General features: G+C 72.9%; 14 protein-coding genes and 1 pseudogene. 9 read left to right on the top strand and 6 right to left on the bottom strand.

From position 1 onward, the window contains the following. Positions 1-191, bottom strand: a pseudogene (locus ACFWJB_RS34730) (hypothetical protein); the annotation flags it as partial. A 267-nt stretch (positions 192-458) separates the two neighbouring features. Here ACFWJB_RS34730 and ACFWJB_RS34725 point away from each other — a divergent pair. Further along, positions 459-2,039, top strand: a complete 1,581-nt coding sequence (locus ACFWJB_RS34725) for a methylmalonyl-CoA mutase (protein ID WP_386927268.1) — start codon at positions 459-461, stop codon at positions 2,037-2,039. A 99-nt stretch (positions 2,040-2,138) separates the two neighbouring features. Beyond that, positions 2,139-2,789 carry a leucine efflux protein LeuE gene (gene leuE, locus ACFWJB_RS34720; protein ID WP_386927266.1) on the top strand — a complete coding sequence of 217 codons (651 nt, stop codon included), beginning with the start codon at positions 2,139-2,141 and terminating at the stop codon, positions 2,787-2,789. A gap of 31 nt (positions 2,790-2,820) precedes the next feature. Here leuE and ACFWJB_RS34715 read toward each other — a convergent pair whose 3' ends face one another. Next, positions 2,821-4,221, bottom strand: a complete 1,401-nt coding sequence (locus ACFWJB_RS34715) for an FAD-dependent oxidoreductase (RefSeq protein ID WP_386927264.1) — start codon at positions 4,219-4,221, stop codon at positions 2,821-2,823. 79 nt (positions 4,222-4,300) lie between these two features. Here ACFWJB_RS34715 and ACFWJB_RS34710 point away from each other — a divergent pair, with 79 nt between their 5' ends. Beyond that, on the top strand, positions 4,301-4,951 hold the full coding sequence (locus tag ACFWJB_RS34710; RefSeq protein WP_386927262.1) for a TetR/AcrR family transcriptional regulator: 651 nt from the start codon (positions 4,301-4,303) through the stop codon (positions 4,949-4,951). Here the strand turns inward: ACFWJB_RS34710 and ACFWJB_RS34705 are convergent. The 4 genes from ACFWJB_RS34705 to ACFWJB_RS34690 all read right to left on the bottom strand — a co-directional run bounded on the left by ACFWJB_RS34705 (position 4,936) and on the right by ACFWJB_RS34690 (position 9,723). Continuing rightward, positions 4,936-5,931 (bottom strand): class I SAM-dependent methyltransferase, encoded by a 996-nt coding sequence (locus ACFWJB_RS34705; protein ID WP_386927260.1) that lies wholly within the window; start codon positions 5,929-5,931, stop codon positions 4,936-4,938. The two genes, ACFWJB_RS34710 and ACFWJB_RS34705, sit on opposite strands and share 16 nt — an antisense overlap. Before the next feature lie 77 nt (positions 5,932-6,008). Continuing rightward, positions 6,009-7,169, bottom strand: coding sequence for an acyltransferase family protein (locus tag ACFWJB_RS34700; protein ID WP_386927258.1), 1,161 nt, complete (start codon positions 7,167-7,169; stop codon positions 6,009-6,011). Between the two features lie 242 nt (positions 7,170-7,411). Continuing rightward, positions 7,412-8,746, bottom strand: coding sequence for a polysialyltransferase family glycosyltransferase (locus ACFWJB_RS34695; RefSeq protein ID WP_386927256.1), 1,335 nt, complete (start codon positions 8,744-8,746; stop codon positions 7,412-7,414). Further along, a complete protein-coding gene (locus ACFWJB_RS34690) occupies positions 8,743-9,723 on the bottom strand; it encodes a glycosyltransferase family 2 protein (protein ID WP_386927254.1) in 981 nt (326 codons plus the stop codon). Before ACFWJB_RS34690 ends, ACFWJB_RS34695 begins: the two co-directional genes overlap by 4 nt. A 197-nt stretch (positions 9,724-9,920) precedes the next feature. Between ACFWJB_RS34690 and ACFWJB_RS34685 the strand changes: the two genes are divergently transcribed. The 6 genes from ACFWJB_RS34685 to ACFWJB_RS34660 all read left to right on the top strand — a co-directional run bounded on the left by ACFWJB_RS34685 (position 9,921) and on the right by ACFWJB_RS34660 (position 17,482). Next, positions 9,921-11,237, top strand: a complete 1,317-nt coding sequence (locus ACFWJB_RS34685; RefSeq protein ID WP_385470899.1) for a DUF6716 putative glycosyltransferase — start codon at positions 9,921-9,923, stop codon at positions 11,235-11,237. Positions 11,238-11,290: 53 nt separating this feature from the next. Then, complete coding sequence (locus tag ACFWJB_RS34680) at positions 11,291-12,559, top strand: cytidylyltransferase domain-containing protein (protein WP_386927252.1); 1,269 nt, start codon at positions 11,291-11,293, stop codon at positions 12,557-12,559. Between the two features lie 13 nt (positions 12,560-12,572). Beyond that, a complete protein-coding gene (locus ACFWJB_RS34675) occupies positions 12,573-13,511 on the top strand; it encodes an N-acetylneuraminate synthase family protein (protein ID WP_385470896.1) in 939 nt (312 codons plus the stop codon). A gap of 47 nt (positions 13,512-13,558) precedes the next feature. Then, the gene (locus ACFWJB_RS34670; RefSeq protein WP_385470894.1) at positions 13,559-14,620 is read left to right on the top strand and encodes a hypothetical protein; all 1,062 of its coding nucleotides are present in this window, start codon (positions 13,559-13,561) and stop codon (positions 14,618-14,620) included. A gap of 405 nt (positions 14,621-15,025) precedes the next feature. Beyond that, positions 15,026-16,258 (top strand): M20 family metallopeptidase, encoded by a 1,233-nt coding sequence (locus ACFWJB_RS34665; RefSeq protein WP_385470916.1) that lies wholly within the window; start codon positions 15,026-15,028, stop codon positions 16,256-16,258. A gap of 174 nt (positions 16,259-16,432) precedes the next feature. Further along, entirely contained in the window at positions 16,433-17,482 is a 1,050-nt protein-coding gene (locus ACFWJB_RS34660; RefSeq protein WP_386927249.1) for a BMP family protein, read from the top strand. Positions 17,483-17,647: the final 165 nt, after the last annotated feature.

The following is a 17,647-nucleotide window of genomic DNA, read 5'->3' as shown; positions in this document are numbered from 1 at the left end:
CCCCGGGCGCCGGGTGCCGGCGAGCGCGCCGTGCCGCCGGCGCCCGGCGCCTGCCGGGCCGTGCCGTCCACGCCCGGCGCCGGCGGGCCCGCGCCGTCGATGCCGGGACCCTGCACCGTGCAGCCGCCCGCCGCCAGCACGGCGCCCAGGACGCAGGCGACCGCGCCCCGCCCGTACCGCGCATTGCTCATGCCCCTCATACGCATCACTGTCCCCGTCGTCCCACGGTTCGCCACGGATGTCCCCCAGAGATGCTCCCCGCGGATGACGCGCCGCGAACGGCGCGGCATCGTTGTGACCGGGACCGCAAGGCGGCTGTGAGCAAGGTCCCAGCGTGTGCCCCTGCACCGGGGCGCGCGAGCGCCGATACAGTCCCTCGGAGGGTCGGTCTGTACTGGCGAGTAACTGACGGGTAGTTCGAGCAGCTCGAACACATGCTCAGCGGGAGGCAACACACCATGACGCGCGAGTCGGAGTCCGGACTGCCCATCGAACCGGTCTACGGGCCCGACAGCCAGGCGGGCTGGGATCCGGCCGAGAAGCTGGGCGAGCCGGGGGCCTACCCCTTCACCCGCGGCGTGTACCCGACGATGTACACCGGCCGCCCCTGGACCATGCGTCAGTACGCCGGTTTCGGCACGGCGACGGAGTCCAACGCCCGCTACAAGCAGCTGATCGCCAACGGCACGATGGGCCTCTCGGTCGCCTTCGACCTGCCCACCCAGATGGGCCACGACTCCGACGCCCCGATCGCCTCGGGCGAGGTCGGCAAGGTCGGCGTGGCCATCGACTCCATCGACGACATGCGGGTGCTGTTCGGCGGGATCCCGCTGGACAAGGTCTCCACGTCGATGACGATCAACGCGCCCGCCTCGCTGCTGCTCCTGCTCTACCAACTCGTCGCCGAGGAGCAGGGCGTCAGCGCGGACAAGCTGACCGGCACGATCCAGAACGACGTGCTGAAGGAGTACATCGCGCGCGGGACGTACATCTTCCCGCCCAAGCCCTCGCTGCGGCTGATCGCGGACATCTTCAAGTACTGCAGGGCCGAGATCCCGAAGTGGAACACCATCTCCATCTCCGGCTACCACATGGCCGAGGCGGGCGCGTCGCCCGCGCAGGAGATCGCCTTCACCCTCGCGGACGGCATCGAGTACGTGCGCACGGCGGTCGCGGCCGGCATGGACGTCGACGACTTCGCGCCCCGTCTCTCCTTCTTCTTCGTGGCCCGCACGACGATCCTGGAGGAGGTCGCCAAGTTCCGCGCGGCCCGCCGGATCTGGGCGCGGGTGATGAAGGAGGAGTTCGGCGCCCGGAACCCCAAGTCGCTGATGCTGCGCTTCCACACCCAGACCGCGGGCGTGCAGCTGACGGCCCAGCAGCCCGAGGTGAACCTGGTCCGCGTCGCCGTCCAGGGCCTGGCGGCCGTCCTCGGCGGCACCCAGTCGCTGCACACCAACTCCTTCGACGAGGCCATCGCGCTGCCGACCGACAAATCCGCCCGTCTGGCCCTGCGCACCCAGCAGGTCCTCGCCTACGAGACGGACGTGACGGCCACGGTCGACCCGTTCGCCGGGTCCTACGTCGTCGAGAGGATGACCGACGACGTCGAGGCCGCGGCCCTCGAACTGATGCAGAAGGTCGAGGACCTCGGCGGTGCGGTCAACGCCATCGAGCACGGCTTCCAGAAGAGCGAGATCGAGCGGAGCGCCTACCGCATCGCCCAGGAGACCGACTCCGGCGAGCGGGTCGTGGTCGGCGTCAACCGCTACCAGCTCGACGCCGAGGAGCCGTACGAGCCCCTCCGGGTCGACCCGGCCATCGAGGCCCAGCAGGCCGAACGCCTCGCCCGGCTGCGCGCCGAGCGCGACCAGCAGGCGGTGGACACGGCGCTGGCCGCCCTGAAGAAGGCCGCCGAGGGCGAGGACAACGTCCTCTACCCGATGAAGGACGCGCTGCGGGCCCGGGCGACGGTGGGCGAGGTGTGCAACGCGCTGCGCGAGGTGTGGGGGACGTACGTGCCCTCGGACGCCTTCTGAGCACGTTTCTGATCAACCGTCGGACGCGCTGCGTGGGCGTCCGTACCGACGGCTGAAACGCCGGAGCGGAGTGCCGCACCCCCGTGCGACACTCCCTCCATGTTCGGCGTCATAGACCTCCCCACCTACCTGGCGGGCCTCGTCCTCATCGTCCTGCTGCCCGGCCCCAACTCCCTCTACGTCCTCTCCGTGGCCGCCCGCCGCGGCGTGCGCGCCGGGTACACGGCCGCCGCCGGGGTCTGGTGCGGGGACACGGTGCTGATGACGCTGTCGGCCGCCGGGGTGGCCTCGCTGCTCCAGGCCAACGCCGTGCTCTTCGCGATCGTCAAGTACGCCGGCGCCGGGTACCTCACGTGGCTCGCGGTCGGCATGATGCGGGCCGCGTGGAGCATGTGGCGGACGCGGCGCGAGCAGGAGGGGCCGGACACCACCGCCCCCGTGGCCGGGGACGAACGGCCCTTCCGCCGGGCGCTGGTCGTCAGCCTCTTCAACCCGAAGGCGATCCTTTTCTTCGTCGCCTTCTTCGTGCAGTTCGTCGACCCGGGCTACGCCTACCCGGCCCTGTCCTTCGTCGTCCTCGGCGCCTTCGCACAGTTCTTCAGCTTCCTCTACCTCAGCGCGCTGATCTTCAGCGGCACCAGGCTGGCCGCCGCCTTCCGCCGTCGCAGGCGGCTGTCGGCGGGCGCCACCTCGGCGGCGGGGGCGCTGTTCCTGGGCTTCGCGGTGAAGCTGTCGGTGGCCAGCGCCTAGACCCGGCGTCGGGCGGCGCCCGGACCCGTCGTCAGGCCAGGCCGAAGCGGGCCAGGTACCCGCCGAGGCCGGCCGGGTCCGCGCCCGCCCAGCCGACGTGGCCGTCCGGCCGGACCAGGAACAGCCCCGTTCCGTACGCCCCGTGTCCGGGCCCCCGGACCACGGGCACCGACTCCGGCACCGGCGGCGCGTCGGTGCCCAGCGCCAGCAGCGTCCAGTGCGGTCCGCGGAACGCGTCGAAGAGCCGGACGCCGTCCACCGTGCCGTCGGGCGCGCGGTCGCCGGCCCGCAGGGCACCGTCCGGGACGGTACGGGTCTCCGCCGTCAGGGACGAGTCCCGGTAGCCGATCCCCAGTTGCCGGGTCGCGCCCCCGCGCCGCACCTCGCCGCGGTGGACGCCGGTCGACAGGCCGAGCACCCCGGCGGCGACCGGGCGCCGCTCCTCCTCGTAGCTGTCCAGGAGCCCGTCCGGGGCGTCGCCCGCGAGCACCGCGCCCAGCTTCCAGCCCAGGTTGTAGGCGTCCTGCACGCTGGTGTTCAGGCCCTGCCCGCCGGCCGGCGAGTGCACGTGGGCGGCGTCCCCGGCGAGGAGGACGCGGCCCGCGCGGAAGCGGTCGGCCAGCGCCGCCCGGGGCCGGAAGTCGGAGGCCCAGCGGACCTCGGTGACGTCCTCCGGGGCCAGGTGGGTGCGGTCGGCGACGACCTTGCGCACGCCGTCCGCCGTGAGGTCCACGTCGGTGCCCCCAGGGAACTGCGCGACCACCTGGAAGTCCTCGGTGCCGGCCAGCGGGCACAGGGAGAGGAAGCCGGTGTCCCCGCGGGGCGGGAAGATGTGCCAGTTGTCGCGGTCCAGGCCGCCGATCCGGACGTCCGCCACCAGCATCGGACCCGGATCGACCGTCTCGCCCGTCATGCCGATGCCGAGCGCGCGCCGCACGGCCGACCGGCCGCCGTCGGCGGCGACGAGGTACCGGGCGCGCACGGGCTCCCCGGCCGCGAGGTGCGCGGTCACGCCGTCCGCGTCCTGGGCGACGCCGACGACCTCCCGGCCGAAGGCCACCGTGCCGCCCAGCTCCTCGAGCCGGGCCAGCAGGATCTCCTGGGTCCGCCACTGCGGCACCATCCACGGCGCGTTGTACGGCGAGTCCTCGCTCGGCTCGGCCGGGTCGAAGAGGGAGTGCTCGCCGAGCCGCTCGCCGTCCTGCCAGACCATGCCGACCGGGTAGCCGCCGCCGGCCGCGTGGATCGCGTCGAGGACGCCGAGGTCGTCGAAGACCTCCATGGTGCGGGGCTGGAGGCCCTTGCCGCGCGAGCCGGGGAACAGCGCCCCGCCGCGCTCCACCACCAGCGCGTCCACCCCGCGCCGGGCCAGGTCGATGCCGAGCGCGAGTCCGGTCGGGCCCGCGCCGGTGATCAGTACGTCCGTCTGCATGCCGCATCTCCTTAACGCTGTTAAGTGCCGCCTGCCCCCGAGGATCTCCTTAACAGCGTTAAGGTGTCAAGCTGTGCGCGTGGGAACGGAACGACGCGCCCCCCTCGACCGCCGACGGGTCGCGGACACGGCGCTGAAGCTGCTGAACGAGGTGGGCCTCGACGGCCTGACCCTGCGCACCATCGCCCGGGAACTGGACGTCAAGGCGCCCGCCCTGTACTGGCACTTCAAGGACAAGCAGGCCCTGCTCGACGAGATGGCCACCGAGATGTACCGCCGGATGATCGCCGAGGGCTCGCTCGACCCGGGCGACACCTGGCGCGAACGGCTGCTCAAGACCAACCGGGGCCTGCGCGCGTCGCTGCTCGGCTACCGCGACGGCGCCAAGGTCTTCAGCGGCTCACGCTTCACCGGCCTGGAGCACGCCGAACAGATGGAGGACGGCCTGCGCCTGTTCACCGCCGCCGGCTTCACCCTCCCCCAGGCGGTGCGGGCGACCTCGACGACATACGTCTACACGCTCGGCTTCGTCACCGAGGAGCAGGGCGTCGCCCCCCTGCCCGACCAGCGGCGCGAGGGCTACGACATGAACGAACGCGCCCGCCGGATGGCCGACTTCCCCCTGTCGGCCGCGGCGGGCGCGGAGATCTTCGAGGACTACGACCGGCACTTCGAGGAAGGGCTGGCGCTGGTGATCGACGGTATCGCCGCGCGTTACGGCCTCGACTGAGACCCGGCCGCGGCCCTCCGCCGTGCCGCCAGACGGCGGCGCACGGCCCGGGTGACGACCGGCGGCAGCAGGTCCAGCGCGAGCCGGCGGGCCCGGCCGCGGGGGGACGGCGCGGGCGCGGGCCGTGCCGGGCGCTCCGTCCGCCCCGCCGCCCTCGTCTGGCCCGGCAGGGACGCGGCACCCGGCCGGGACTCCGCCGGACCCGCCGCGGGTGCCCGGTGCCGGGAGACCGGCAGCGACGGCAGCCGCATCGTCCGGCCCTTGGCGCGGGCCCGGACCAGCCGGTGCCCGGCGGCCCACTCCACCGTCACCGTGCAGTCGTCGCGCTCACGCAGCGCGGCCAGCAACTGCTCCTGCACGGGCTCCGGATCGCCCCAGGTGCCGTACAGCTTCTGGGTGCTCAGGCAGACCGGGCGCAGCCCCCGGTTGAGCACGGCCTCCCAGGTGGCGACGGCCACGCCCGGGGTGTGCTCCGAGCGGTAGTCGTCGAGGACGACGATCCCCTCGGGCAGCAGCAGGTCGCGGACCGCGCCGATGTCCCCGTGGACGTGCTCGTACAGGTGCGAGGCGTCGATGTGGGCGAAGCGGCAGGTGGCGGGCGGGACCTTCCCGGTGATGGCGGAGCTCGGGGCCTGCACGATCTCCGGCAGGGTGTCGTGGAAGGAGAGGTAGTTCCGTTCGAAGGCCTGCCGGGTGAGCGTCGCGTACGACTTCGCCGACTCGGCCCGGTTCGCCTCGTCCGGGGCGTCCGCCTCGAACAGGTCGCAGACGGTGAGCTTCTCGCCGTCCCGCAGGCGGTGGCCCAGAAGGATCGCGCTCCTGCCCAGGTAGGCGCCGAGTTCGAGGAGGTCGCCGCGGGTTCCGGCGGCCTCCTGCCGTTCGAGGAACCAGGAGAACAGCACCTGGTCGAGCGGCCAGAACCAGCCGGGGACGTCGTTCAGCTCAGCGGGATGCGTGTGCTTTGCCTGCGCGGTCGCCATGAAGGGAGAATGCCTCCTCGGGCCCGGAATGACAGCGGGCGCGCTCGATTCGGTGGGCGGAAAATCACACGAATCGCTCAGTGTGATCGGCTGAGCACCGTCCGAAGCCACGGTGTCAGCGGCTTCTCGACGTACCGGTGCAGGAGCCAGGCCAGGCCCAGCATCCCGGCCGCGGTGAGCACGAAGGTCGCCGCCGACGGCACGTGCAGCCCGCGGTGCAGGAAGCGGATCGCCACCCAGCCCAGGTGCTCGTGGACCAGGTAGAACGGGTAGGTCAGCGCACCGGCCACCGTCAGCCAGCGCCAGTTCGCCCGGTTCAGCCAGCCCAGCGCGACCGCCGCGACCGCGACGAAGCCGAAGGCGACGACCAGGACGATGCCGAACGTGGTCCGGTGCGCGAAGGCGTTCGGGTCGGTGGCGTTCCACAGGTCGCGCACCGCGAAGTGCTGCCCGATCAGGAAGCCGGCGGCCACCAGGCCCCACGCGTGCGCGTCCCGCCGGTCGCGGTGGACGAGGTACAGGCCCACGCCCCCCACGAAGAACGGCGCGTACTCCGGCATCAGCACCAGTTCGAGCAGCGGCTCGTGCGCGGCCTGCGCGATCGCCGCGGCCAGCAGCCAGCCGGCGCAGAACATCAGGACGCGCCGGCGGTTCGCGCCGGGCAGCACCACGCACAGCGCGAACAGCGCGTAGAAGCGGACCTCCACCCACAGTGTCCAGCACACGCCCAGTACCCGGTCCGCGCCCAGCGGCTGCTGGAGCATCGTCAGGTTGACCAGCGCGTCGCTCGGTGACACCGCCTCGTACACGACGACCGGCAGCGCGAACACCGCCGTCACGAGGATCACCGCCGCCCAGTAGGCGGGCAGCAGCCGGGACGCGCGGGAGGCGACGAACGACGTCAGGGACCGGCCCCAGCCGCTCATGCAGATCACGAAGCCGCTGATCACGAAGAAGACCTGGACGCCGAGACAGCCGTAGGCGAAGAAGGTGTGCAGCGTCGGGAACTGGAGCTTGGGCGAGCTGCCCCACGCGTCGGTGACGGAACCGCCGCGTCCGCCGTAGTGGTACGCCGCCACCATCAGCGCGGCCACCAGCCGCAGCCCGTCCAGGGCACGCAGCCGGGCCGGGGCCGCCTTCGCCCGCGGCGCCTGAGGTATCGCCGCGCCGGGCGCCGGAGCGGGGGCACCGGCCGCGCCGGGCCCCGCTGTCGACGTGCTCACGACCGTCTCGGTCACTGCTGGTCTCCTTCGGCCGTTCCCCCACTCGTCGTCGGTCGGGACGCCCGGAGAGGGGCCGAGTGTGAACGGCAGTACGAGGAACGCGTGTGTGATGGGTGGGGCAAGGCTAGGCACGCCTCCGGCCGGCAGGGCGCCGCCGGACGGGCCACCGGGGGAAATTCTGCGGAACGCCGGATGACGGAACGGCGACGACGGCCGGTGCTCCCGCCCGCTTCACCCTCCCGTAATCCGGCGTCACCTCAGCGTTTGATCGAGCGCCGAATGGCCCGCGCCCGCCGCGCCACCTTCCGTGCCGTGGAATTGTGCGGCAGAAAGGCCAGCCGGCCGGGAATTCCGCCGGGCAGTCCGAGCGAAGTGAGCCGCCGCTTCTTGAAATACCGCCAGGTGTGCGCATCCAGATTCCCGCGCAGGTATTCCTCCGCGTCCGGCCGCAGCTCGGTGAGTATCTTCGGCTGCATGGCGAAACCCACGGCCCGCACCAGGGCGCCGAGTGCCTCCGGCTCCAGGCCCTGGCGCCGTTCCGTGACGGCCGGTGCGTCGTCCGGCTCGGGCAGCAGCGCGTCGACGATGGTGACGGGCACCCGGTTGCTGTTCTCGTACGGCGTCAGCCGGTCCAGCAGCGTCCCGGTGCCGACCCGGGCGACCGGCAGGCCGTACAGCGCGGACGCGGTCAGCAGGGCCGTGGAGAAGCAGCCGACCACCAGCGCCGGCCGCATCCGCTGGTACAGCACCTCGGCGAGCACGGGGGTGTCCACCACCGTGAGGGCGACGCCGAGCCGCTCCGCCTCCTCCTCCAGGGTGCGCGTGAAGCGGGCCGGGGCCGTGGGGTGCGGTTTGAACACCACCCGGCCGTGCCCGAGGCCGACGGCGCCGGTGAGCATCCGCACGTGCAGGTCCTCCTCCTCCTCGGCGGAGAGGATGCCCAGCGCGGACAGGTACTGGCCGAGCAGCAGCGCGGGCTCCTCGACGTCCGGCAGACCGGCACCGGTGTCCGCCAGTTCGGCCAGCACCTTGGTGAACGCCGGGGTCGGCACCAGCTCCGCACCCACCTCGAACTCGGTCAGCAGCAGCGGGGTGAGCCCCGGCACCAGGTCGAGGTGGAGCAGCCGCTCCACCCGGGTGCCGACCAGCGGGTCGAGCTTGTTGCGGGTCGGCCCGTAGCTCATCAGGCCGTCCGCGTACACGGTCAGGGGCGCGTCCGGGAACATCTGCGCCACCCCCAGCGCCGGCTGCACCTGGAGGGACTCCACGACCAGTTCGACGTCGTCGTCCCCGAGCCCCCAGGCCAGCCGCAGATACCGCTCCCACATCGGGGCGTCGTCCACGCGCGGCGCCCAGCCGCCCGGGTGGAACGGGAAGACCGCCTCGTTCCACGACACCACGTCGTCGAACCGGTCCCGCAGCCGCTCGAACCCCGGCATCACGTCCAGGGACGGGGTCGTCTCGGGCGTCGCCGCGTTGTTGGAGACCAGCAGGATCCGCCGGTCGGCCGCCGCGAAGCAGCCCGCGTCCAGGGCGGCGGCGAGCGTGGCCGTGCCGTACAGCGTCGACGCCAGGAAGATCTGCGTGCTCACGCCGCCACCTCCGCGGCCGGCACCGGACGGCGGCGCAGCCGGCGCAGCCGCGTCGCCCGCTCGGCGTCCATCGAGGCGAGCACCTCGTCGAGCGCGTCCTGCGGCATCCGCCGCAGCGCGGCGGCGCTCATCGCCTTCAGTTTCCGTGCCACGGCAGGCTCGAACCTCTCGATGGAACCCAGATGGTGGGAGATGATCGCGCAGTACGTGCGCACCGCCTTCGGCAGCAGCCGCGAGGCGTCGGCGTCCGCGGCCGTCTCGGCGACGACCTGGTCGAAGGCGCGGATGAAGTCCAGCTGGCGGACGTCCCCGATCTGGGTGAGCGAGGACGCCACCCCGCGCCGGTAGAAGACGCCGAGCAGCCCGGTCACCGCGAAGGACTCCGCCTCCCGGTGCAGCTTCCAGATCCACGGCCGGTCCTCCGCCGTGCGCAGCCCGTCGGTGAAGTGCAGCAGGCCCCGGTCGGCCAGCCGGCGGTGGTAGATCCCGGCCCAGGCGTAGGCGTAGTCGACCGAGGTGGAGCGGTGGGCGGGCAGGATCGCGTCGCGCGGCCGCAGCGAGACGTTCCTGCGCCCGTGCGGCACCCGGAACACGGCCCGCGACCGCGCCGTGCACTGCACGTGGTCGGTGCGCACGAAGTCGCAGCCCAGGTCCTCGATCGCGGCGACCAGCCGCTCGTAGTGGCCGGGGGCCAGCCAGTCGTCCCCGTCCAGGAAGGTCAGGTACTCGCCGCGCGCCCGGTCGATGCCGGTGTTGCGGGCGGTCGCCAGGCCGCCGTTGCGCTCGTGGCGGACCAGCACCGCCCCCGGCAGTTCCTCCTCGGCACGCGCGAGAAGGTCCACGGTGCCGTCGGACGAGCAGTCGTCGACGAGAATGAATTCGAAGTCCTCCCGCGCGTTCGCGCGCAGACTCCGCAGGGTGTCGGGTGCGTATTGCCGCACGTTGTAGAACGGCACGATGACGGAGAGCTTGGGCACGTGGCGACGTTATGCGCCGGCCCGGCATGCGGCTTTACCTGAACCTTGATGCGAAGTGAACGAGGCGTGGCGAAGCCGTGAAGTGGACGGGTTTTCCGGTGCCCGGCGGCCCGATTCGCCATTCGGCGACATGCTGTTCACCGTTTGTTGCATTCCGGTTGGGCGGTTACTAGGAATGGCTTCCTAGCGTCCTCGGTGTGCCAGCAAGTGCAACGAAGGCCCGGCGAGTCGCCGTTCTCGCGGATTCCGACACCCGGTGGAAATGGGGCGCGCTCACCGCGGCCCGCATCTCCCCCGAGGGTGCGGACGTCCACCTGGACGGCTACCTCCTGCGGGGCCGAGCCACCCCCACCGCCCGCCAGCTGACGGAGGTCGGCGCCGCCGCGGACTCGCTCCGCGAGGTGACCGCCGCCGAGTTCCTGCGCGCCATGGCCGAGGAGCCGTACGACGTGCTCGTCCTCGCCCTGGTCGGCGGCGGCGTCCAGGCGATGCTGCACGGACTGGGACGCGTGTGGGAAGGCCGCACCGAGCGCCCCGTCGTCGTCACCGGCTACGTCGGCGTCGTCTACGAGAAGCTCACCGACGGCCTGCTGCTGCGCCACGGCGCCGACCTGGTCCTCGCCAACTCCCGCCAGGACGCGGACCGTTTCCGGGCCGTGTACGAGGGGGTCGGCGCCGACGCCTCGGCGGTGACCGAGGTCGCGCTGCCCTTCCTGGGCGGGGCGGAGCACACCGGCGAGCACGGCCACCCGTACACGGTGGTCTTCGCCGCCCAGCCCTCCGTCCCGGACAGCCGGCAAGGCCGTACGTACCTGCTCGACCGGCTCGTCCGGCACGCCCGCCGGCACCCCGACCGCGAGGTGCTGCTCAAACTCCGCTCCAAGCCCGGCGAACACACCACGCACATCGAGGAGCTGCCCTACCAGAAGCTGGTGCAGAAGGCCGACCCGCCGCCCAACTTCCGCCTGGTCTACGGGCACATGGGCGAGGTCCTCGACCGCACCGACCTGCTGGTCACCGTCAGCTCCACGGCCGCCCTGGAGTCCCTGCACCGCCGCATCCCGACGGCCGTGCTGACCGACCTGGGCGTACGCGAGAACCTCGGCAACCACCACTTCGTCGGCTCCGGCTGCCTCGCCTCCTGGGACCAGCTCGACGCCGGCCACCGCCCGGTGGCCGACCCGGCGTGGGTGGCCCGGCAGGGGGTCGCCCCGGACGGCACGTACGGCACCGCCTTCGACACGGCCCGCGCACGCATCACCGCGCTGCTCGGCCGGCCCGGTGGCCTGCCGCCGCTCCGCCCCTACTACACGCCCGTCACCGCCCCCGGCTACCTGCCCGGCATCCTCGCCCGCCACCACCTCGGCCCGGACGGCACCCCGCTGCCCGGCGCACCCGCCGCCGACAAGGCACCCGGACCGGTCCGGCAGGTCGTGCGCCGTGCCGCCCGCGGCGCCTACCGGCACGGCGTCCAGCGCGTCGCCCCGGTGATCCGCCGGATGGGGGAGCTGTGACCGGCCGCCCCGCCCGACCCCGGACCCCCGTACCCGCCCAAGGAGCCCCTGCCATGACCCAGCCGGACGACCCGGAAGCGGGCCGAGGCGCCTCGGTGCGCCGTGTGCTCGCCGTGATCCCCGCGCGCGGCGGCTCCAAGGGCGTACCCGCGAAGAACCTCGCCCCGGTCGGGGGCGTCCCCCTCGTCACCCGCGCCGTCCGCGAGTGCCGGGCCACCCGCCTGGTGACGGACGTCGTGGTCTCCACCGACGACCGGGCCATCGCCGCGGCGGCCCGGGAGGCCGGCGCCGAGGTGGTGCTGCGCCCCGCCGCCATCGCCGGGGACACGGCCACCTCCGAGGCCGCGGTGCTGCACGCCCTGGACACCCACGAGGCCCTGCACGGCGCCGCCGTCGACGTGGTGCTGCTCGTGCAGTGCACCAGCCCCTTCCTCGTCCGCGAGGACGTCGACGCGGTGGCCGGCGCGGTGGCCGGCGGCGCCGACACCGCGGTGACCGTCGCCCCCTTCCACGGCTTCGTCTGGCGTGACGGCCCCTCCGACGGCGGCGACGGCGACGGCGGCCACGGCGTCAACCACGACAAGGCCCACCGCCCCCGACGCCAGGACCGCCCCCAGGACCTGCTGGAGACCGGCGCCGCCTACGCCATGGACGCGGCGGGCTTCCGCGAACACCGGCACCGCTTCTTCGGCCGCACCGAACTGGTCCGCACCGACCCGGCCCGCGTCCTGGAGATCGACGACCCGCACGACCTGGCCCGCGCCCGCGCCCTGGCGCCCCTTTTCGACGCCGCCCGGCCCGGCGCCCTGCCGACCGCCGCCGACATCGACGCGGTCGTCCTCGACTTCGACGGCACCCAGACCGACGACCGGGTGCTGATCGACTCCGACGGGCGGGAGTTCGTCTCCGTGCACCGCGGCGACGGGCTCGGCATCGCCGCCCTGCGCCGCAGCGGCCTGACGATGCTGATCCTGTCCACGGAGGTGAACCCGGTCGTCGCCGCCCGCGCCCGGAAGCTCCAGCTCCCGGTGCTGCACGGCATCGACCGCAAGGACCTCGCGCTCAAGCAGTGGTGCGAGGACCAGGGCATCGCCCCCGAGCGCGTGCTCTACGTCGGCAACGACGTCAACGACCTGCCGTGCTTCGCCCTCGTCGGCTGGCCGGTCGCGGTCGCCTCCGCCCACGACGTGGTGCGGGGCGCCGCCCGCGCCGTCACCACCGTCCCCGGCGGCGACGGCGCGATCCGCGAGATCGCCGGCTGGCTCCTCGGCCCCTCCCTCGACCCTTCCGCGACCCCCGCTCCGCTCACCCAGTCCACGTAAGGAACCCCCTGCCATGAGCACCAACTCCCGCATCCGCACCTTCGGCACGCGCGAGGCCGGCCCCGGCCGCCCCGTCTACATCACCGGCGAGATCGGCATCAACCACAACGGCGACATCGAGAACGCCTTCAAGCTGATCGACGCCGCCGCCGAGGCCGGCTGCGACGCCGTCAAGTTCCAGAAGCGCACCCCCGAGATCTGCACCCCGCGCGACCAGTGGGACATCGAGCGCGACACCCCCTGGGGCCGGATGACGTACATCGACTACCGCCACCGCGTCGAGTTCGGCGAGGACGAGTACCGCCAGATCGACGACTACTGCAAGAGCAGGAACATCGACTGGTTCGCCTCCCCGTGGGACACCGAGGCCGTCGCCTTCCTGGAGAAGTTCGACGTCCCCGCCCACAAGGTCGCCTCCGCCTCCCTCACCGACGACGAGCTGCTGCGCGCCCTGCGCGCCACCGGCCGCACGGTCATCCTGTCCACGGGCATGTCCACCCCCAAGCAGATCCGCCACGCGGTCGAGGTGCTGGGCAGCGACAACATCCTGCTGTGCCACGCGACGTCCACCTACCCGGCGAAGGCCGAGGAGCTGAACCTCCGCGTGATCAACACCCTCCAGCAGGAGTACCCGAACGTTCCGATCGGCTACTCCGGCCACGAGACGGGCCTGCAGACCACCCTCGCCGCGGTCGCCCTCGGCGCCACCTTCGTCGAGCGCCACATCACCCTCGACCGCGCCATGTGGGGATCCGACCAGGCCGCCTCCGTCGAGCCGCAGGGCCTGACCCGCCTGGTCCGCGACATCCGCACCATCGAGGCCTCCCTCGGCGACGGCGTCAAGAAGGTCTACGACTCCGAGCTCGGCCCGATGAAGAAGCTGCGCCGTGTCACCGGCGTCGTCGCCGAGGCGGAGATCGCCACGGCGGCCGGCGAGCCGGTCACGGTCTGACCCACTCCCACCCCCACCACGCCCTACGACGGGACGGTCGTACGCCGATGAGCCCCCGCGCCGGGAACGCCGGCCCCCGCACTCTCGCCTTCGTCGAGAGCCCGGTGCAACTGCTGAACGTGCTGGAGTGGGCGCACACCCGTGCGCCCGGCGCGGAACTCACCCTCGTCGTCCTGTCCCCGGTGGACCCGATGACCCGCGGCCAGCTCCGCCGCATGGCGGAACTGGCCCGGCACGAGGGCCACGAGGTCCGCTGGGAGGAGGCGCGGGGCGGCGCCGCGGCACCCTTCCGCACGGTGGGGAGCCTGGCGACGCCCCTGCGCCGCGCGGACCGCGTCGTCATGGGCGACCCCTTCTCCCGCTACGTCCAACTCCTCTTGACCATCACCCGGGCCCGCGACCTGGTCGTCGTCGACGACGGCACGGCCACGATGGAGTTCGTCACCCAGCTCGCCCGCGGCGAACGCCTGGTCCGCTGGCACCGCAAGGGCAGTCGCCCCGGAGCCCGCGACCTGCTCTTCGCCCCGGTGTCGCGGTCCGCCCGGCGCCGCCTGACCCCGGCCGGGGGCCGCGCCGTGGAGGTCTTCTCCGCCATGCCGGTGGAGGAGGTCCCGGACGGCGTCACCGTCACCGCCAACGCCTTCGCCTGGACCCGCGCCCGCTTCGGCCCGCCCCGCATCACCAAGGGCGCCGACATGGTCGGCACCTCCCTGGTGGAGACGGGCGTCGTGGACACCGACCGATACCTGGACGCCGTCCACACCCTGGCGAAGACCCACGGGGCGGCCCGCTACTTCGCCCACCGCCGCGAGAGCACCGAGAAACTCCACCGCCTGGCCGTGGAGACGGGACTGGAGATCGTCCGCCCCGACCTCCCGCTGGAACTCATAGCCCGCCGTGGCCCGATCGGCCGCACCGTCCTCAGCTTTCCGTCCACGGTCGTCCACACCCTCCCCCTCGCGCTCGCCGGCACCGAGGTCCGCGTCGCCGTCTGCGACATCGACCCCGCCTGGCTCACCCGGTCCGCCTCCCCCCGGGCGACCGGCTTCCTCTCCGGCGTCACCACCACGGCCCGCGCGGCCCACCGGCTGCCGGCGGTGGCGGGCTGACCGACCCGGCCGCGAAACGCGCCCCGGCCGGACCGGGGCCGGTTCGACCTGAGTACATCCCACTCGACAGGTCTCCCGCCGACCGCAAGGAGTGGACGCCGGACGACTTCCGGCTCGAAGTCCTGATCGCTCCCCATGGCCAGGCCACCGACCAGCAGGCCGAACGGCCCCGACTACTCCCGTCCGGCCGTGGTCGGGGACGCGTGGGGCGCACGGAGCGTGGTATCCGTGAAGGAGCAAGGAAACGGAGGCGGGCGCGGCGGCCAAAGTGGGCGAGCTTACCCACCTCCGTCGGCACCTATGCGCCGTACGGCCAACTTTTCTTCCCCTAACGGGTTGAACTTTTGTTGATCGAGGGACAGTTGACTGCCTCGGCGTCCTACCCTTCAGAGGGTGAAGCAATTGATGTCCCGAGAGTCCGAGGCCGATCCGTCAGGGGAAGCGCTGCTTCCCGGCACCCTGCCCGAGGCGCTGCGCGCCGAGCTCGTGGCCTTCCGCCGCGATCTGCACATGCACCCCGAGCTGGGCAACCAGGAGTTCCGCACCACCGCGGCGATCAAGGAGCGGCTCGAGCGGGCCGGTCTCAAGCCGCGTGTGCTCCCCGTGGGCACCGGGCTCGTCTGCGACATCGGCACCGACTCGGGACAGTGGGCCGGCGGGCCGCGCATGCTGGCGCTGCGCGCCGACATCGACGCGCTGCCCATCCCGGACACCAAGAACGACTGCCCGTACCGCTCGATCGTCCCGGACCGCGCCCACGCCTGCGGGCACGACGTGCACACCACCGTCGTCCTCGGGACCGGCCTCGTGCTCGCCGCCCTGCACGAGCAGGGCCTGCTGCCCCGGCCCGTGCGGCTGGTCTTCCAGCCCGCGGAGGAGGTGCTGCCCGGCGGTGCCGCCGACGCCATCGAGGGCGGCGCGCTGGAGGGCGTGCGCCGCATCCTGGCCGTGCACTGCGACCCCCGGGTGGACGCCGGGAAGGTCGGGCTGCGGGTGGGGCCCATCACCTCCGCCTGCGACCGGCTGGAGATCTCGCTGAACGGACCCGGCGGCCACACCGCCCGGCCGCACCTGACGACCGACCTCGTCACCGCCGCCGCCCGCGTCGTCGTCGACGTGCCCGCGGTCGTCGCCCGGCGTGTGGACAGCCGCAGCGGCCTCGCCCTGACCTGGGGCCGGATCGACTGCGGCCACGCCCCGAACGTCATCCCGCAGCACGCCGAACTCGCCGGCACCGTGCGCTGCCTCGACCTCGACGCGTGGCGGCAGGCACCCGACCTCCTGGTCGGCGCCATCGACGAGATCGCCAACCTGCACCGGGCCAAGTCCGAGATCACCTACGTCCGGGGCGTGCCCCCCGTCGTCAACGAGGTGACGAGCACCGAACTGCTCCAGGCCGCCATGGTCGCCCGGCGCGGCACGGACTCCGTCGAAGGCACCGAGCAGAGCCTCGGCGGCGAGGACTTCTCCTGGTACCTGGAGCACGTGCCCGGCGCGATGGCCCGGCTCGGCGTGCGTCCGCCCGGCGAGCGCACGGTGCGGGACCTGCACCAGGGCGACTTCGACGTGGACGAGCACGCCATCACCGTCGGCGTGGAGATGTTCACCGCCGCCGCGCTCATCGACGCCGTGCAGTAGCCCGCTTCGACCCCCTTCCGCCGCGTTCGGCCCGGTGGTTCACCGGGCCGTAACCGGCCAGCGGCACGAATGGGTAACGGCCCTGCGGAACCCCGTTCCCAGGAGTTTCTACGCGCGTTAATGTGCGCCGAACCGAGCGCCCGCTGCGGGGCTTTGGAGAATGGGGAACTTCAGATGCGTCGGATATCCAGACTGACCCGCGTCGCGGTGGGCGTCGCCTCGCTCGCACTCGCCGCCACGGCCTGCGGAGGCACCAGCAGCGAGAGCGGCAGCGGCGACGACGGCAAGGACGCCAAGGGCCTCGCCATCGCCTACGACATCGGCGGCAAGGGCGACCAGTCCTTCAACGACGCCGCGTACGCCGGTCTGCAGAGGGCTCAGAAGGAGTTCGGCTACAAGACCGCCGACATCGAGCCCACCGAGGGCGAGACGGACGCGGACAAGGAGCAGCGTCTGGCCTCGCTGGCGAAGCAGGGCTACAACCCGGTCATCGGCGTCGGCTTCGCCTACGGCCCGGCGATGAAGGCCGTGGCCGAGAAGTACCCGGACACCACCTTCGGCATCGTGGACTCCGTGGTCGAGGGCAAGAACGTGGCGTCCCTCGTCTTCGCCGAGAACGAGGCCTCCTACCTCGCCGGTGTCGCCGCCGCCAAGGCCACCAAGACCAAGACGGTCGGCTTCGTGGGCGGCGTGGACGTCCCCCTGATCCACAAGTTCGAGGCGGGCTTCAAGCAGGGCGTCACGGACACCGACCCGAAAGTCAAGGTGCTGTCGCAGTACCTGACGCAGACGGCGGAGGAGGGCGGCTTCTCCAGCCCCGACAAGGGCCGCGCCGCCGCCGAGGGCCAGATCGAGAAGAAGGCCGACGTCGTCTACCAGGCGGCCGGCCTGTCCGGTCAGGGCGTGATCGAGGCCGCCGCGAAGGCGAAGGTCTGGGCGATCGGCGTCGACTCGGACCAGTACAAGCAGGAAGCCCTCGCCGCGTACAAGGACCACATCCTCACCTCCGCCCTGAAGGACATCAACGGCGCGGTGTTCGCCCTGGCCAAGTCGGTCAAGGACGGCAAGCCGCTCACCGGCACCCAGACCTTCGACCTGAAGTCCGACGGCGTCGGCCTGTCCGACAGCAACCCGAAGTTCGCCGAGGTCGCGGGCGCGAAGGACGCCGTGGCCAAGGCCAAGGAAGGCATCGTCGGCGGCTCGATCAAGGTCAAGACCGAGTAGACGGCCGGCACGGAGTCCCGGAAGCGGGGGGGGGGCCCCGCCGCCCCCCCCCCCGCAGCCCCCCCACCCCCCCCCCGGGGGGGGCGCGCCCCCCCCCCCCCCCCCCCCCCCCGGGCCCCCCCCCCCCCCCCCCCCCCCCCCCGCCCCCCCCCCCCCCCCCCGCGG

It is taken from the genome of Streptomyces sp. NPDC127100, assembly GCF_042724095.1.
Lineage (GTDB): Bacteria > Actinomycetota > Actinomycetes > Streptomycetales > Streptomycetaceae > Streptomyces.
Note: the sequence above shows the minus strand (reverse complement) of the source record. Positions and strands in the feature narration are given on the sequence as shown.

Coding starts and splice junctions, on each gene's coding strand:
- ACFWJB_RS34680 (WP_386927252.1), top strand. CDS start 11,291: ATGACCCAGCCGGACGACCCGGAAGCGGGCCGAGGCGCCTCGGTGCGC.
- leuE (WP_386927266.1), top strand. CDS start 2,139: ATGTTCGGCGTCATAGACCTCCCCACCTACCTGGCGGGCCTCGTCCTC.
- ACFWJB_RS34715 (WP_386927264.1), bottom strand. CDS start 4,221: ATGCAGACGGACGTACTGATCACCGGCGCGGGCCCGACCGGACTCGCG.
- ACFWJB_RS34725 (WP_386927268.1), top strand. CDS start 459: ATGACGCGCGAGTCGGAGTCCGGACTGCCCATCGAACCGGTCTACGGG.
- ACFWJB_RS34670 (WP_385470894.1), top strand. CDS start 13,559: ATGAGCCCCCGCGCCGGGAACGCCGGCCCCCGCACTCTCGCCTTCGTC.
- ACFWJB_RS34665 (WP_385470916.1), top strand. CDS start 15,026: ATGTCCCGAGAGTCCGAGGCCGATCCGTCAGGGGAAGCGCTGCTTCCC.
- ACFWJB_RS34675 (WP_385470896.1), top strand. CDS start 12,573: ATGAGCACCAACTCCCGCATCCGCACCTTCGGCACGCGCGAGGCCGGC.
- ACFWJB_RS34705 (WP_386927260.1), bottom strand. CDS start 5,931: ATGGCGACCGCGCAGGCAAAGCACACGCATCCCGCTGAGCTGAACGAC.
- ACFWJB_RS34660 (WP_386927249.1), top strand. CDS start 16,433: ATGCGTCGGATATCCAGACTGACCCGCGTCGCGGTGGGCGTCGCCTCG.